Annotated in this window: 19 protein-coding genes; 4 read left to right on the top strand and 15 right to left on the bottom strand. The window is 42.2% G+C overall.

The genetic code is table 11. From position 1 onward, the window contains the following. Positions 1-17: 17 nt before the first annotated feature. On the top strand, positions 18-893 hold the full coding sequence (locus ACOQON_RS00700) for a YicC/YloC family endoribonuclease (protein WP_420577009.1): 876 nt from the start codon (positions 18-20) through the stop codon (positions 891-893). Between the two features lie 44 nt (positions 894-937). On the opposite strand, the gene ACOQON_RS00695 is transcribed toward ACOQON_RS00700, so the two are convergent. Next, the gene (locus ACOQON_RS00695) at positions 938-1,456 is read right to left on the bottom strand and encodes a DUF2911 domain-containing protein (protein WP_420577008.1); all 519 of its coding nucleotides are present in this window, start codon (positions 1,454-1,456) and stop codon (positions 938-940) included. A 220-nt stretch (positions 1,457-1,676) separates the two neighbouring features. Between ACOQON_RS00695 and ACOQON_RS00690 the strand changes: the two genes are divergently transcribed. After that, complete coding sequence (locus ACOQON_RS00690) at positions 1,677-2,240, top strand: hypothetical protein (protein WP_420577007.1); 564 nt, start codon at positions 1,677-1,679, stop codon at positions 2,238-2,240. After that, the gene (locus ACOQON_RS00685) at positions 2,240-2,566 is read left to right on the top strand and encodes a nucleotide pyrophosphohydrolase (RefSeq protein WP_420577006.1); all 327 of its coding nucleotides are present in this window, start codon (positions 2,240-2,242) and stop codon (positions 2,564-2,566) included. The genes ACOQON_RS00690 and ACOQON_RS00685 overlap by 1 nt, the downstream gene beginning before the upstream one ends. 74 nt (positions 2,567-2,640) lie before the next feature. On the opposite strand, the gene ACOQON_RS00680 is transcribed toward ACOQON_RS00685, so the two are convergent. The 11 genes from ACOQON_RS00680 to ACOQON_RS00630 all read right to left on the bottom strand — a co-directional run bounded on the left by ACOQON_RS00680 (position 2,641) and on the right by ACOQON_RS00630 (position 12,331). Further along, positions 2,641-2,856, bottom strand: coding sequence for a hypothetical protein (locus tag ACOQON_RS00680; RefSeq protein WP_420577005.1), 216 nt, complete (start codon positions 2,854-2,856; stop codon positions 2,641-2,643). Positions 2,857-3,342: 486 nt separating this feature from the next. Further along, positions 3,343-4,044 carry a 2-phosphosulfolactate phosphatase gene (locus ACOQON_RS00675; protein WP_420577004.1) on the bottom strand — a complete coding sequence of 234 codons (702 nt, stop codon included), beginning with the start codon at positions 4,042-4,044 and terminating at the stop codon, positions 3,343-3,345. A 6-nt stretch (positions 4,045-4,050) separates the two neighbouring features. After that, positions 4,051-5,133: a glycine cleavage system aminomethyltransferase GcvT gene (gcvT, locus tag ACOQON_RS00670; RefSeq protein ID WP_420577003.1), complete on the bottom strand. Its 1,083-nt coding sequence runs from the start codon at positions 5,131-5,133 to the stop codon at positions 4,051-4,053. A 5-nt stretch (positions 5,134-5,138) separates the two neighbouring features. Continuing rightward, positions 5,139-5,915: an exodeoxyribonuclease III gene (locus ACOQON_RS00665; protein WP_420577002.1), complete on the bottom strand. Its 777-nt coding sequence runs from the start codon at positions 5,913-5,915 to the stop codon at positions 5,139-5,141. Positions 5,916-5,988: 73 nt separating this feature from the next. Further along, entirely contained in the window at positions 5,989-6,321 is a 333-nt protein-coding gene (locus ACOQON_RS00660; protein WP_420577001.1) for a tRNA-binding protein, read from the bottom strand. Continuing rightward, the gene (locus tag ACOQON_RS00655; protein ID WP_420577000.1) at positions 6,318-6,953 is read right to left on the bottom strand and encodes a hypothetical protein; all 636 of its coding nucleotides are present in this window, start codon (positions 6,951-6,953) and stop codon (positions 6,318-6,320) included. The genes ACOQON_RS00660 and ACOQON_RS00655 overlap by 4 nt, the downstream gene beginning before the upstream one ends. A 67-nt stretch (positions 6,954-7,020) precedes the next feature. Then, positions 7,021-7,893 (bottom strand): sigma-70 family RNA polymerase sigma factor, encoded by an 873-nt coding sequence (locus tag ACOQON_RS00650; protein WP_420576999.1) that lies wholly within the window; start codon positions 7,891-7,893, stop codon positions 7,021-7,023. Between the two features lie 189 nt (positions 7,894-8,082). Continuing rightward, positions 8,083-8,478 (bottom strand): hypothetical protein, encoded by a 396-nt coding sequence (locus tag ACOQON_RS00645; RefSeq protein WP_420576998.1) that lies wholly within the window; start codon positions 8,476-8,478, stop codon positions 8,083-8,085. Continuing rightward, a complete protein-coding gene (locus tag ACOQON_RS00640; protein WP_420576997.1) occupies positions 8,475-9,374 on the bottom strand; it encodes a M28 family metallopeptidase in 900 nt (299 codons plus the stop codon). Before ACOQON_RS00640 ends, ACOQON_RS00645 begins: the two co-directional genes overlap by 4 nt. Further along, the gene (locus ACOQON_RS00635) at positions 9,367-12,069 is read right to left on the bottom strand and encodes an ABC transporter permease (protein ID WP_420576996.1); all 2,703 of its coding nucleotides are present in this window, start codon (positions 12,067-12,069) and stop codon (positions 9,367-9,369) included. Before ACOQON_RS00635 ends, ACOQON_RS00640 begins: the two co-directional genes overlap by 8 nt. Further along, on the bottom strand, positions 12,002-12,331 hold the full coding sequence (locus tag ACOQON_RS00630; protein WP_420576995.1) for a PadR family transcriptional regulator: 330 nt from the start codon (positions 12,329-12,331) through the stop codon (positions 12,002-12,004). The genes ACOQON_RS00635 and ACOQON_RS00630 overlap by 68 nt, the downstream gene beginning before the upstream one ends. Before the next feature lie 145 nt (positions 12,332-12,476). Between ACOQON_RS00630 and ACOQON_RS00625 the strand changes: the two genes are divergently transcribed. Next, complete coding sequence (locus tag ACOQON_RS00625; protein ID WP_420576994.1) at positions 12,477-12,836, top strand: hypothetical protein; 360 nt, start codon at positions 12,477-12,479, stop codon at positions 12,834-12,836. On the opposite strand, the gene ACOQON_RS00620 is transcribed toward ACOQON_RS00625, so the two are convergent. The 3 genes from ACOQON_RS00620 to ACOQON_RS00610 are packed head-to-tail and all read right to left on the bottom strand — an operon-like array spanning position 12,817 to position 16,262. Next, complete coding sequence (locus ACOQON_RS00620; RefSeq protein ID WP_420576993.1) at positions 12,817-14,037, bottom strand: TCR/Tet family MFS transporter; 1,221 nt, start codon at positions 14,035-14,037, stop codon at positions 12,817-12,819. The two genes, ACOQON_RS00625 and ACOQON_RS00620, sit on opposite strands and share 20 nt — an antisense overlap. A 9-nt stretch (positions 14,038-14,046) precedes the next feature. Beyond that, positions 14,047-14,955: a hypothetical protein gene (locus ACOQON_RS00615; protein ID WP_420576992.1), complete on the bottom strand. Its 909-nt coding sequence runs from the start codon at positions 14,953-14,955 to the stop codon at positions 14,047-14,049. Next, positions 14,952-16,262 (bottom strand): MATE family efflux transporter, encoded by a 1,311-nt coding sequence (locus ACOQON_RS00610; RefSeq protein ID WP_420576991.1) that lies wholly within the window; start codon positions 16,260-16,262, stop codon positions 14,952-14,954. Before ACOQON_RS00610 ends, ACOQON_RS00615 begins: the two co-directional genes overlap by 4 nt. Positions 16,263-16,418 lie beyond the last annotated feature (156 nt).

Here is a 16,418-nt window from a genome sequence, read left to right as displayed (position 1 = left end):
AGGTTAACTTTGCACATATGCAACAATCCATGACCGGGTATGGGCGAGATGAACGCACCAGCCAAAATCTATTGATCAAAACAGAGATCAAAGCACTGAACAGCAAATTTCTGGATTTCTCCCCGCGTATTCCGAAGGAACTATCAGCTCTGGAAGCCGCTATTAGAGGCGTAATTACAGATAGACTGAAGCGTGGAAAAGTGATGCTCAATATTGAGCTGGAGATGGCTGCAGATGCCGACCTATCTGTGCAAGTCGATGAGGCCAGATTCAAGGCCTATTTCAAAAAATTTGATCAGCTTTCCAAAGCAGTAAATGAAGAAAGCTCAGACCTGGTTAAACTGGCATTGCAGGCTCCAGATGTAATTAAACAGCAAGAACTCGATCCTGAAGCTCTACCAAAAAATGATATTATTTCTAGCTTAAATGCTGCCATCGATCAGTGCATCGATTTTAGAAAAAAGGAGGGGGATGCCTTAACGGAAAAACTACTAGAATACATTACCAATATCCGAAATGGACTGAAAAGTGTCGAAGAAAATGATGAGAGCCGATCTGAAAACATTCGATCCAGAATTCAAAAGAATTTGGATGAAATCAGAGACCGAGTGCAAGTAGACGAAAATCGATTCGAACAGGAATTGATTTTTTACATGGAGCGACTTGATATTTCAGAGGAAAAGGTACGGCTAAAACAACACCTGGATTACTTTGATGAAGTGATAAATAAAGAAGAGTGTGCAGGGAAAAAATTAGGCTTTATCTCCCAGGAGATTGGTCGTGAAATCAATACGATAGGTTCAAAAGCCAATCACGCTGAAATTCAGCGAACGGTCGTAATGATGAAAGACGAGCTTGAAAAAATTAAGGAGCAGAATCTAAATATCGTGTAAAAATTAAAGCCCGACTTGTCGGGCTTTTTACTTGTTTTAAAATCTTAGCGGATTGAAAAAGTTACCTGCGTCTGATCCCACGCCAGGCTCACATCTCCATTATCTGCTATATCGATGGTGAAGGTTTCAACTACCCCATCCATAGCTACTGGCTCCACTTTCACTCGAAGTACATCATCTGATTCCTTGTACTCATAAGCGCCCCATCCGTCCCATTTTTTGTTGAATATAATTGTCCATTCATCTTTTCCAGGAATGGTAAATAGTCCATATTTTCCTGCCGCCAGCTTTTTTCCTTCTACTTCTACATCATCCGATACTTCAATCCAGGTAGACTCATTAGCCCCTGTTCGCCATACCTTTCCATATTCTTCAAGGCTACCGAAAATTTCCCTTCCACGTTTAGACGGCCTGCTATAATCTACCGTAATCTTGGTGCCATCTATCTCTTGGGATACCTGAGCTGGAGGACTTGGCCTTTTGCTTTTATCTTTCTGCGCGGAAGCTGAAAATACAAGCATCAAACTCAATGTAAAAAGTGATGCAATCTTTAAGGTTTTCATTTTTTATGTTTTAATGGTTTATCTATTAGAATCTGAAAACGATCTAATTTGTTTTTCTATGCACGCAATTCGTCCGTTTTTGTTCGATCTGAACACCTATTTATTTTCGTAGACATCAATAATGTCAGGATCCATACATCGAAGAATTTGTTACTTCGGTGGAACACACCCACGATAAAAGAGGGAATTCATTAACTTTCTATAAAAACCAACCCGTGTTATGAAAAATCTATCCCTCATTGTAGTCATTGGCTTGTTATGGGCATGTGGCTCTGAAGTGAAAAAAGAAAACCGGCCACTGGTGAAAGCAGTGGACTACAAAGTGAAACACATTGATCAAAATCATCGCGTCAGCATTGTAGAAGATGATTTTGTGCAGGCAGATTCCACTTACAAAGTGCGAGGCTACTTCAATGAGGGACGTCTTATGAAATTGGTAGGCATTATCAAAACGCCTCACTTCGAAAGGGATGACTACTTCTACTTTGAGGGAGGGAAACCAATATTTTCCGGACATATGATGAATTTCATGGATGACCGGTTGGCTGAAGAATTTAAGTATTACTACCAGGATGGCACAGTGGTAGAAAGTCTCTTTTGGAAAGATAATTACGAGCCGGGCAAACGCTTCCCACATGAAACGTTCAAGGAATTTGACCCAAACATGGACAGCCTGATGAAAGAGGAAAGAGACCGAATGGCTTTCTACCTTTCAAAGCTTGAAGAAGAAGGCTTTGAGCTCAAACACCTAAATGAACACCTGGAAGCTAACAGCAACAATTGATGACGATAGAAGAAGCACAAAAGGTTGTAGATGAGTGGATAAAAACAAAAGGCGTGCGCTACTTCAATGAGCTCACCAACATGGCGATGCTCACCGAGGAAGTGGGAGAGCTTGCACGCATCATGGCCCGGACGTATGGAGAACAGTCCTTCAAAGAGTCTGACAAAAACAGAGACCTGGGAGATGAGATGGCCGATGTACTTTGGGTACTAATCTGTCTGGCGAACCAAACGGGTGTGGACCTTGCAGAAGCACTTAAGAAAAATCTTGAAAAGAAGAATGCTCGTGATGGCACAAGGCATCAGGAGAATGAGAAGTTGAAATGACCGTTCTTTCAATTCGGACTTGATCTAAAGCTTAGTGGAAGATGCCGTGTCAGGCACGGCATAACAGCAGTATCTTATTCATCACCATCATAGTACTTCTTAATCTCCACTTTATCCTCCTCTGGAATGGATTGATCCCCAAGTAGCTGCCAGGCTCGCTGGCGAGAGTTGATATTGTATTTCAGCAGTACATTATTTTCCTTCTCTTTTTTACGAATGCGGCGAGCCATGATGAAAATGGCAATCTGGATGATTGCTACAATGGCGAGAAGGGGAAATAACCAGTTCATGATGTTTTTTATAAAAAATCCGCAAAAATAAAAATTTGCTTTTCTTTTCGAGACTCATTATGTGAAAAATTGTTACAAAAATATTTTTAATTTTTTTTTCACTTTTTTTTACCCCCATTTCAACGCGTTTTCATCAAAGTTGCAATTACAAATTTTACAGATAAGTCACTGAAATACAAGCTATTATTAAGTAATTCAAAATTCCAAATTGATTTAAGTAACCCGTAATAACTGCTTGGAAATGCGCTTTTTATCAGAGAACTTTACCATAGAATTACTTGATGGGGCTATTGCTTGATACACTTCCAATGTAATTGAGACTAACAAGAGCCCCTGAAAAGAGAAAAACTCGTCTCCCATTCCAAGGGAAAAACGAGTTCTCGGTAATCTTCAGTTAAGCCAGTGGTTTCTAGTGCCACTGGTTTTTGTTTTGTAAATGTATTACAAACTAGAATTCTCAACTAGAGATATCTAGATTTTTTAAGATCAAGCTACCAACTCCCCATCTATGAACTTCGGCACCACCTGGTACTTGCTTTCTTCCATGCAAAACTCCAGGTCCTTTTCGATACCAAAACCCTTGAGTCTCTCGGCGTGACTGGATTGCAAGGCCAGTCCCAGTAAGTTTTCATGATTGGCAACAAACAGCTGATGTGCCAATAAGGCAGCATCCCCGATCGGCTCCATTTCCTCTGCACATTCATCGATCAGTGCCCCGGCAAAGAGGGTATCCTCTAAATTTGGCGTGCCTTTCCATCCGGCACAGTGTACTACTACACCTATTGGTAACTGCAAAATGTATTCAGCAAGTGCCTCAAGATTCAGGAATGACCCAATCAAAATAGCATCTGCTCCCTCTGATTTCAGTATGGCATTGGAGCCATTGGTTGTGGAGATGGCTACTTTTTTTCCTTTCACACGATCTTCCAGGTATTCAAAAGGCGAGTTCCCCATATCAAAGCTTTCTACTTTCTGTCCACCACGTTCTCCTGCCATGAGGTATCCTTCTTTTCCCAGTGCTTTGCACTCCTCCACCTCCTTTACCGGTTTGATTGCTTCTACGCCATTCGCCAGCCCCGTCACGATGCAGGAGGTGGCTCGAAAAATATCGACCACCACGACAATCTTTCCGGACAGGTCATGCTGGTGGATGAGGTCCGGGGTTAAGCAAACTTCGATGGTTTTCATGTCTGGTTATTTAAGAAACGGAGGCTTCACCACCTTCGCTTTCAAGCTTTTGTTTCGAACCTGCACGTAGATTTCGGTATCAGGTGCGCTATGCTCTTTGGTTACATAGCCCATCCCTATTCCTACATTTAGTGAAGGAGACATGGTCCCTGATGTTACCTTACCAATGATATTACCTTCAGCATCTACCAGCTCATAGTCATGTCTTGGAATACCTCGATCAATCATTTCAAACCCTACTAGTTTTCGAGTCACGCCAGCTTCTTTCTGCGCTTTCAGATTTTCACTATTTACGAAATCCTTAGTGAATTTTGTCACCCAGCCCAACCCGGCTTCTAGTGGAGATGTTTCATCTGTAATGTCATTGCCGTACAGGCAAAATCCTTTTTCAAGTCGTAAAGTATCTCGAGCCCCCAAACCAATTGGTTTAATACCAAATTCTTCACCTGCCTCAAAAACCTTATTCCAAACTTCCTCAGCATCTGCTTTATTGATGTACAACTCAAATCCACCGGAACCGGTGTAGCCAGTCGCTGAAATAATCATTTCCTTACCGGCCAGTTTATCTTGTATAAACCGATAGAATTTTACTTCTGATAAATCAACCTCGGTAAGTTTTTGCAAGGTTTCTACTGCTTTAGGCCCCTGAACGGCAAGCAGTACTATATCGTCGGAGATGTTTTCCATGTCCACGCCCCACTTATCCTGACTCTTGATCCAGTTCCAGTCCTTCTCAATATTGGAAGCGTTTACTACCAGCATGTATTCCTCTTCACCCATACGATAGATCAAAAGGTCATCCACGATTCCGCCTTTATCATTCGGCAGACAAGAATACTGAGCCTGTCCATCCTCGATTTTCGAAGCATCATTACTCGTTACCCACTGGATCAAATCCAGAGCATGTGGTCCTCGAAGCATGAACTCTCCCATGTGTGAGACATCAAATACTCCCACCGACTCACGTACTGTGAGGTGCTCTTCCTTATCCGAAGAATATCGAACAGGCATGTTGTATCCTGCAAAGGGAACCATCTTGCCTCCCAGCTTTTCGTGCAGGTCATTTAAAGGAATTTTTTTTGTTTCCATGCTTCTTAGCTATTAAGTTTTAAACCGACCGGACAGTGATCCGACCCCATGTATTCGTTGTAAATATGTGCCTCTGCCACCTGATCTTTCAGTTTCTCGCTCACCAAAAAGTAATCGATCCGCCAGCCGACATTTCGTTCACGAGCCCGATACTTATAGTTCCACCAGGAATACTTTACTTCTTCGGGATGTTTTAAACGAAACGTATCAATATACCCCTCGTTGAGTAGTGCTTCCAATCCATCGATTTCTGTCTGGGTGTACCCTGAAGCCTTATTATAATTTTCTTTAGCTCTTGCAATATCAATCTCTGTGTGGGCCACATTTAAGTCCCCACAAATAATCACGGGCTTCTTCTCTTCCAGGCTGATGATGTATTCTCTAAATGCATCATCCCAGTTTGACCGATAATCTAGACGCTTCATGCCTTCCCCGGAATTGGGTGTGTAAACGGTCACCACAAAGAAATTTTCAAACTCCGCCGCAATCACTCTTCCCTCCTTATCATGTTCTTCAATACCCATGTCATAGAAAACTTCAAGAGGCTTCTCTTTGGATAAGATAGCGGTTCCTGAATACCCTTTTCGCTCTTTCGAAGAGTTTACTGCCACCTCATATTGTGGCAACAGCTGAAGTGCTGTCTTCACATCCTCTGGTTGTCCTTTGGTCTCCTGCAGGCAAAGAACATCCGGATCCATCTCCTTCACATCTTTGATAAAATCTTTCTTTACGATGGCTCTTACGCCGTTAACATTCCAGGAAACGAGATGAGTTTGGGACATGAAATTTAGGATTGTAGAATTATTGATTTAAGATTTAGCTTTTCCGGGCGCAAAGAAACACCACACCCATTCATTATCCAACCTTACACCCATTCATCACCTCTCGCTGCGGACGAAGAAGGACGACATCTTCCTGTTCATTGTAGATTCCCATCACCAGGCACTCACTTATGAAGGGACCGATTTGCTTAGGAGGAAAGTTTACTACAGCAATTACTTGCTCCCCTTTTAGACGCTTTTTATTATAAAGTGTGGTTATTTGGGCCGAGCTTTTTTTAATTCCGATTTCAGGGCCGAAATCAATGGTAAGGATGTAGGCCGGTTTCTTAGCTTCCGGAAATGATTCGGCTTTCAGAATGGTTCCTACTCGCATTTCAATTTTCGCAAAATCGTCCCAGTGAATCATAATTGTTTGTAAAGCTTTTTAAGGTTTTTATTCAGTCTTTTTATGTGATGCTCATTCGTGACATCTTCCCTCCTCGATTCCAACGTTTCAATAAGCGGATTTAGGTGATTTTTGTTCAACACCTCTATAATCCGCTCAGCATATTGTCCCAATTGATTGGACGGTGCTTTCATTAGTTGCTCCTGAATGAGCAGAAACATATCTTCCTGAAATTGCCTATCCTTATACAAGTCGACCATAATTCGAAAGCCATAGTCCCGTGTTACCACGGTTCCGGCATCCATTGCATCAATCACTTTCGGAAGTCCGCTGAACAATTTTGGTTGAACCAAATGTGCAATATGAGCCAAACCAATCATACTCCCCCATATGACCCGGTTGATCGGATCGTTCAGCTTACTGATCAGAAAGTGGACGTAAGGTGCTAATACCTGAGGACTCATTTCACCCACATAGGCTAACGCAAGCATGGCATCCATCTGGGCTCTTTTTTTGGGTTTGCTCTCAATGAATTCGATCAGGTCCTCTATTCCTCTTTGGCCCTCGGATTCCACAATCTGCCTTGCTACCAATCTGTTTGGTTCCTGATCTTTTCGATCCAGTGCATATGCAAGTTTTTCCTGAATGGGCATGATTCGATTTTGAGCAAAAAAAATCCCCGCCGGTTGGCAGGGATTAAATTAATGCTTTTCCCAGTTATTAGCTTGCACAGAATTCTTTCAATCTTCTGTTTTTGCCAGGCTCTCTTAATTTCTGAAGTGCCTTCTCACGGATTTGTCTGACTCTTTCACGAGTCAAGCCCATCGCATCACCAATCTCTTCCAAAGTGAAAGGGTTATCACATCCGATACCAAAGCTCATCATCACCACTTCTCTTTCTCTGGCAGTAAGTGTAGACAATGCTCTCATGGTCTCTACTTTCAATGAATCATTGAATACAAGATTTCCATCGGTAGGACCCGTAGTTACATTTTCAAGTACATCAAGCAATGATCCACTTTCATCTTCACCGAAAGGAGCATCCATGGACATCTGTTTCACTTCAGCACCCAACGTGTTTCGTACTTCACTAGGCTTCATCTCCAGGATGTCAGCCAGTTCTTCTTCGGTCGGCTCACGCTCAAACTGCTGCTCCAATTCCGCATAAGCTCTTCTGATCTGGTTAATTGCACCAGACTTATTCATCGGAAGACGAACAATTCGAGACTGCTCAGCCAATGCTTGCATAATGGATTGACGAATCCACCATACGGCATAGGAGATAAACTTAAATCCTTTGGTTTCATCGAACTTCTTGGCGGCTTTGATCAATCCGAGGTTTCCTTCGTTGATCAAGTCATTGAGTGGTAAGCTTCGGTTCTGGTACTGCTTGGCTACAGACACAACGAATCGAAGGTTTGCTTTCACGAGTTTTTCCAATGCCAAATCATCACCTTCCTTGATACGCTTGGCGAGCGTAACCTCCTCATCAGGAGTAATCATTGGAACGTTACTTACCTCAGTAAAATATTTTTCCAGGGTGTGGCTCTCTCTCCTGTTAGTAATTGACTGGGTAATCTTTAACTGTCGCATATTATCTTATTAAAAACTAATTTGTTATGGGTATAAAAAAGCAATCTGCAAAGATAGCCTTCCAGAGACTGATTTTGCAATAAATAACTTCTTAATATACGACAAAAGAACCAGAAATTGTACGTGTAAGTTTCAGATTCAAAGTTTATTGGTAAGAATTCTCGCTTTTTTCGACCAAAATGTTTTCTATCAGGTAGTCGCTTCGCGATAGAATCTAACTTTTCTTATAATGTATACACCAAAAATTATAGCACCCATACTAAGTAATCTCTGACCGATGGTAAATTGATTTTGAATGTGCTCTTCAGTAACGGAAGCGAGCATAAACATGATTTCAACAGCCAATCTGCTAATGCCCCAAAAAATCAACAACCACCCCCAGAAGCGGAAAATTCTTCGGGAAAATCTATTTCGTCTAGTAAGGCTGAATACAATCAAAACAAGTATGATCATTCCCAGCAGAAAAGGAATACTACTGCCAATGATCAAATAACTGATGCCTTTCACAAGAAAAGCTAATACACTTACTACCAGAGCAACTGAAAGGAGTGGTATCTGTTCAAGATTTTCTTTAATCTGACTCATTTCAGTATTTCTTTCATGACTTCCAATACAAATAATGTAGATCCTGCCAGGTAGTCAAAATTGACCGTTTCAAATGTATCTTCAGGCGTGTCCTTATATGGAGAGGAATCCCTTTTTCCATATGCTTCATTGACACCTATCGCAGGAAAGCCTACCTGCCTAAAAGAATGGTGATCGGTTGAGTTGATGGAAGTCATATAAAGTGGGATACCCTGCTCATCCGCTTTCTTCTGATAGACTTCTTCCAAATAAGGGGTAGGTAATTCCAACTCCATTTCTTTATTCCCATCTCCATCCCAACCCACCATATCAAAAGTGTGAACGGAGTGAATATTCCATTCCCTTTTTAAAAGGAGCTTAGCAAATGCCCGACTACCAACCAATTCTTCCTCTTCTTGATCGAAAAACACCAGGATCACATTTTTAGAGCGACTATTTAAAGATTTCAAATGTTTCACCACACTGAAAATCAAGGCTGATCCGGACGCATTATCAATTGCTCCGGGACAGTCTACTTCAGAATCGTAATGTGCGCCAAGCACCACATACTCATCGGTCTCAGTTGTAGCTGGCAGAATGGTGTACACATTTGCCCCTTTGAAGGGATCAAAAAGCAAATCAATCAGTGGGTTCAGGTTGGGCATCCGGTACGAATGCACCTCCGGCTTCAATCCAATGCTTCGGATTTCTTCCACCAAAAATTCACGTGATTGCTCGCGTTCATCCTCACTCCCCCTTGCTAAAATATAGCCGCCAGAAGGAGTTTGATATTTACCTGAAAGAACGCCTATCAATTGTTTTTGCTCAGCCATAAGCTCATCATGAGTTTGGGCCTTGATAGGCAACCAGGTGGACGAGCACAGGACAAGCACCCAAAGAGCTGAATTCCTACTCATACCGAATGGCTTTCACCGGATTTGATTTCGCAATCTTAAGTATACGCGCAAGTGCCGTGGTAAATGAAATAATCAACACCAGCGCAAATGCTATAAAGAAAAGGTCAGCACTGAAATTTATCCGATAGGCAAAATCTGACAACCAATCGCTAAAGAGGTACCAAGATACTGGTGCTGCAATAAGCAATGAAATCAGCAACAGAACCAGGTAGTCCCTGAGCACAAGTGTAATAATATTCCCAATGGAAGCTCCGACAACTTTCCGAATGCCTATCTCTTTGGTTTTTCGTTCCATGGTGAAATTAATCAGCCCAAATAGTCCGAAAGCTGAAATCAGAATAGAGATGATTGAGGCAATCAAAATAATAGTCGCTCTACTTTCTTCCGATTTATAAAAGCGATTCCACTGATCATCTAAAAAATTGATCTCTGCAGGAGTTCCCGGATCAAATGTTGCATTCACCTGCTCGATATGTTCCAGTGTTTGCTTGGGATTTTGAGCGTAGCGGATTGTGAAATAATCGATCGATCGAACGTGATTATTCCAGCTTGTAATCACTACCGGACCAATTGGCTGGTACAATGATTCATAATGAAAGTCTTCAATGATGCCGATGACCTTCATTCGAACCGAATCACGGTTACTCATCACCCATATGCTTTCCCCAACCGGGTTTTCCAGTTCTAGCATATCTGCTGTGCTGCTATTGATGATAATGCTTAGACTATCTGTTTTGTCTGCTCCGGTGAAATTTTGTCCTTCCTTCAATTTCATTTGGTAGGTATCCAGCCATCTGTGATCTACACCATAGTGACTGGCTTCAATTGGTTGATTAGTCAGCGTCATGGATAGGTTCGCCTTTGGAATGTTTTTCCATTCGCCAGGAACGCGACTGGAGGTAGAAGCATTCACGACATTTGCATGGGTTTTAATGCCCTGAATAATCTCTTTAAAACTACTCCTTGCACTTCCTGAATTGATATCCAACACAATCAATTGCTCATTATTGAACCCAAGATCCTTATTTTGAATGTAGTCTAGCTGCCGATAGATCACCATTGACCCAATAATCAAAAAGATGGAGAGCGCATACTGAACTCCAACAAGTACTTTTCTAAGTTTATCCCCTTTGCCTGAAAACGCATTCTTCAAAACAAGAAGCGACCGTTTGAGTCGGGAGTAATACAGAGCGGGAACCATGGCGGAGAGTACCCACACGATGGAAACAACAAGAATGTGATAAGGGATCAGATCAATAGAATACAGCAACGAAAGCTCAAAACTCTTATTCGCTATCTGAAGGAATATCGGAAATAAAACCAATATCAGTATGGTTGAGACCACATACCCAATGAGAACCGTCAGAAAAGTTTCATAGAACAACTGAATGATCAGGTTGCGATTATTAGCTCCATTGATCTTTCGCATGCTCGCCTCCAATGTACGCTTCAATGCTTGCACAGAGGATAAGTTCACGTAATTAAGTGTAGCAATAAACACAACGAGTATACCCAACAACAGAATAACAGAAACAAACTCACGATCACTGTAAGGAATAGACAGCCTCGGATTCATGCCCCCTGTTTCAATGCCAGTAGACCCAAGGTGCATATCTGTTACGTTCTGAAAGTAGAAGTCTACCAGCTCCCGTTCTTCCTCTGAAACATACTTCTCTACAAACTCTTCTTTGAATTCAAGAATCGATGAAGGATCAGCACCTTCCTTAAAGAGCACCCATGTTTGGGCAAACCGTCCCGACCAGGATTGAATGTAGTTTTTCCATCCTTCACTCAAATGATCGTAGCTGGAAAGCACATATATATTGTTAAATCGATAGGATGAATTACGAGGCATATCTTTCATCACAGCAATAACCTCAACATTGTCAAAATTGGTCTCTTCAATTACTTTTCCTACCGCATCTTTCGTATCAAACAGGCGCATTGCCAGTTCCTCTGTAATCACCATGCCGACCGGATTTTTGGAGTTGGTGGGATCGCCACTCACGATCTCAAAATCGAGTATTTTAAATAATTCTGGAGTCGCCATTGCCCAATCTCTATCTGCAAACCTGCGATCTCCTGAAGCCATTACCTGAGAGCCCGTATAGGTCAAATGGGCGGTTTCCTCTATGATTGGAAATTCTTGCTTCAAAGCCTCACCTAATGGGCCGGGTACAGATAAGTAATGATGAACACCATCCTCCTCCTCCACTTTATTGACAACCCTGAAAGCCCGCTCCTTTTTGGAGTGATGAGCATCAAAATTTTGCTCATCGTACACATACATCAAGATGAAAAAGAGCACAGTAAAGCCTAAAGCCAAACCAAATATATTGACCAGATAATGTCCATACTCTCGCCTTAGCCTGCGAAAGTAGATTTTTGTATAGTTCTTAAATAAGTTCATAGTCCAATTATTAAATAGTTGAGTTTTTTTGAAATTGATCAATCGAAAGGAGCGGAAGACATTCCAGACAAAAAACAGGTTTGCAGATCTTTTAGATGTCTTGGATCGACGATAGAAAAACTCAAAGATATCTCCTTCGATCTCATCAAGATATTCCTCCCGACAATACCATCTCAAAAATTTAAGTGCCCATTTTGGTGGTTGTGCTTCTGCCATACTAAACGCCTGAGAATTGTATTTGAGGGATTCGTTGATAAATACTAGTTCGGAGATCGTGGGAGGCATCTAATACTTTTTTACCCAGGGCAGTCACAATGTAAAACTTCTTGCGTCTTCCTCCACGCTCTTCTGTGATTCCTCCAAAACGTGAATCAACAAAACCCTTTTTTTCAAGCCGCTTCAGTGCCACATGAATTGCACTGATGTTGATTTTCTTCTTAGTCTCTTCACTGAGAAAATCATGTATTGACACACCATACGCCTGATCATGCTGCGCCGCTACGGTCAGCAATACCAGCTCTTCAAATTCTCCCAATTGATACTCCATTTGATTAAAATATTTGCTTAACAAACGTGAATATAATAGATAAGTTTCACTTTTGTTAAGTAAATAACAAAATGCTACAAGATGTTTATAATCATTCAACAAGGAAATTGAGAGATGAGTAGCTACCTTTAGAAAAAGATTAGCTATGCAAAAACCTGCGAAAACCGTCTGGCTCTTTGGAATCTACCTGCTCATCGAAGGGCTTTTTCTTATGCTGGCTCCATCTTCTTTGTTATCCTCCATCGGGATTCCTGATCCGGAAAGTGTCTGGCGGATTGTGATTGGGTTTGTGGTAGCTGTGCTTGGATATTACTATATCCGAAATGCGAAAGAGAATCTTGTCCCATTTTTTGGGTTCACTGTTCAAGTCCGTATCATCCAGTTTGTGTTCTTTATCTGGCTGTATGTTTTCGAGCGAGGTACACTTGCTTTAGTTGTATTCTCGTTCATAGAGTTTGTGGCCGGCATGTGGACGTGGAATTCGCTCAAGCGCTCTCGTGCTTGATTTTCATTAGAGATGTTCTCGCAATGAAAATGCTGAGAATAGCGATAGCTGTACCTACCATAAATGGTGCACCAGGGAAATAGATGTCATTCTCCTGATTCGTATAATATCGAAAAATGCCCGTCATCAGTAATGGTCCTACAATGGATGTCAGTGTCATGATGCTGGTGATGCCACCCTGCAATTCACCTTGTGCATTTTTTGGCACTTCACTGGTCATGATAGATTGAAGCGATGGCCCTGCCAGTCCTCCAAAAGCGTACGGGATGATGACTATATATGCCATCCACCCATAAGGAATAATCCCCATCATCAGTAGTCCAAAGGCATTAAAAATGAATCCCGTATATACCGCATTCACCTCTCCTATTTTTTTGACAATTGGTCCAACAAGACCTCCCTGAACAATCGCCACCATGATCCCTACGAATCCTAGAGACAGGCCAATATCCAGAGGCGTCCATCCGAATTTTTCACTGGTAAAGTAGGCCCAATTCGTATGAGTGGCATGAGCCGCTACATAAATAAAGAAAAGGCTAATCACCAATCCTACGATTTTCTTGTAGCTGAAAATTTGTTTAAGAGTGCCAAACGGGTTCGCTCGCTTCCAGGTAAAAGCTCTACGGTCTTCTTGATGAAGCGATTCGGGAATGGCGATCATCCCGTAGAACATATTCAAAAAGGCCAGACCGGCTGCAATCATAAAAGGAATGCGTGTCCCGATCTCTCCCAAAAACCCTCCCAATGTTGGCCCAATGACAAACCCCAAACCGAATGCAGCTCCGATCATTCCGAAGTTCTTGGCTTTATTCTCCGGTGTGCTAATATCTGCGATGTATGCATTAGCCACGGTGATACTACTGCCACACACCCCGGAAATCATTCGTGCGATATAGAGCCAGATCAGGTTGGGAGCAAACACGATAATTAAGTAATCCAGTCCCAATCCGAAAAGTGCCATGAGTAACAGTGGTCTCCTTCCAAACTGATCACTGAGTCCCCCCAGGATGGGAGCAAAAAAGAATTGCATGATTGCATAGGTTGCAATCAATGTCCCACCAACAAATGAACTCTCGCTGGTATTCAACCCAGAAACCTCCATGAGAAGCTGAGGCAAAACAGGGATAATCAAACCAATCCCAATTATGTCAATCAGGACAGTAGCAAAGATGAAAATAAGAGCAGCTTGTTTTTTCCTCACTAGGGCAGGCTATTTATTGGCAGCCAAATATCGAAAAATATTCAGTGCCAGCTGGGCATTTTCAGGTGCATCTTCAGGATTATTCATTCCAACCCGATGATCATTATCACCAAGCTGAGCAGTGATCATTGCTGCCTCACCCAGAAATACGATTTTGCCTTTGCCGTATTCCATGCAAGCTCCTTGTATCCAGCCAGCTGAATTTTCGTTTTTCGTTTTTTCAGAAAACTGCCAGGCTACTTCCGGCATCAGTATGAAGTGCGAGTCATCGTAGACCATGAAGGGTTCGGCACTTTCCGGAACCTTGAACACCGATCCGGAAAAACTTGCGATGTAAGATATCTTTTTACCATAATCACTGTCTATTGTCACCGGCGAGTCTAAAGCCATATTATTCTTCCGCTCGAAAACGCTGGGCGGCCAGTGCTGCCCTTGCCGTATGGCAAACCCATTATTCCATTTGACTCCAAATTTTTTGGCCAGATCCTGAGCTGCTCCACCATAGGGCATATGATCCGCAATTAATAACAAGCTGCCCCCTTCTTTAACGAATTTCTCGACCGCTTTAATTTCTTGTTTAGTAAATGCCGATGGACACGGATTTTGCCAGTTTCCTACGTTGGAATCATGCAAGGCATTCGCAATTATCAGCACATCAAATTCCGCCAACCCTTTCTCGGCAAATCCCTTGTCATTAGCAAACACTTTTGCTCCATCAGCTTCCATCATTCGGGTCAAAGCATATAACCCCGTTTCTTTTTTGTGTAAATTATTATGAGCCTCATCAATCAAGACCTTAGGAGCAATTTCTGTGAACATTGGCTCTGGAACTGGCACCCTAAACATCGTATCAATTTTGGGTTGACCCAATAGCATTAATGTGCAAAGACTAAACAGACCTGATAGCGAATTTCTCATACAAATTTGATCTTTTTAGACAGTCGGTTAAACCGCCATATATGCAAAACTCCTGAAATGGTAAGCCCGATGGACAATCCATACCATACTCCCTGAACTCCATATCCTCCGTGAAAAGCAAGCCAATAACCAACCGGAATCGCAATCAACCAATACGCAACAAATGTGACGATGGTTGGAACTTGCACATCTGTCAATCCCCGAAGCACGCCAAGACCTACAGCTTGTAAACCATCTGAGATCTGGAATGCAGCAGCAATGACTAACAATGATGCAGCTGTTACCTGTACCGTTGCATCCTCTATATAAAGGGCAGGAAGTACATTTCTCAACAAGATAAACGTAAGCCCACAACCAGCCATAAAAACGGTGACCAATCCAAATGATGAGAATCCGGCAATCCTTAGGTTACGCCGATCCTTTAGCCTTATTTGATTTCCTATTCTTATAGTGGACGCTGCAGCTAGTCCTGTAGCCGCCATATAGCTAATAGCGGCTAAATTCAATGCGATGTTGTGAGCAGCTAAAGCCTCTGCCCCAATCCACCCCACCATGATGGCTGCCGTCGCAAACGCACCTATCTCAAATACGTATTGTAAACCAGATGGAAGTCCTATTCTCAATAAATCTTTAATCCCGCTCCAATCATACTTCCATTCAAAACCCGATATTTTTCCTTTTACCCACCATATCATTACAGTAAACATGATAATCCGGGCCATCAAGGTTGCAAGCCCTGCCCCATTTAATCCTAGTGCAGGCGCACCGAGCTTGCCATAAATGAGCATGTAGTTGAAAAATACATTTAGCAAGTTCGCCAAAACAGAAACTGCCATTGGACTAAACGTATCCGAAAGTCCTTCCGCATACTGACGAAAAGTTTGAAAGATCATCAATGGAATCAATGATCCACACATGATGATTAAGTAAGATCCTGCAGCCTCAGCCACCGGGACCTCCTGACCAAAATATTGAAGAAAATGGCTGGCGAAGTATCCAAGCGTGAACAGTAAAATCCCCAGACCAAGATTCATGAAAAATCCATTCTGAAGAAATTTTAATAGCCTTGGCCTATCCTTGGTATCTGTGGCCGCCACTTTTGGAGTAATCGCGTAGCTCACACCAATTCCAAAAAGCATTAGCACATGATAAATGGTGCCCGCGAAAGTGGCTGCTGCCAATGGAATGACTCCAATCCTCCCCACCATCACACTATCAGCCACACTTACCATGATGTGGCCTAACTGACCAATGATCACAGGGGTAGCAAGTACAATATTCTTCCTCAGGTGTTCTTTAATTGTCATGCCTCATTTTCATTGCAGCCGCAAGGTAGTACCTTCAACAATTAACAAATAGCACTCTTAAACATCGTTTACTTTTTGTCTATCGAAGATTGAAAAATCTCTTCGTTAAACTTCTTGTTCATTAAATATTTCACTAGTAGAGGGTAACGAACCTAT

Source organism: Ekhidna sp. (genome assembly GCF_965221965.1).
Classification (GTDB): Bacteria; Bacteroidota; Bacteroidia; order Cytophagales; family Cyclobacteriaceae; genus Ekhidna.
The sequence above is the reverse complement of the archived record's forward strand: the minus strand, read 5'-3'. Positions and strand labels throughout refer to the sequence as shown.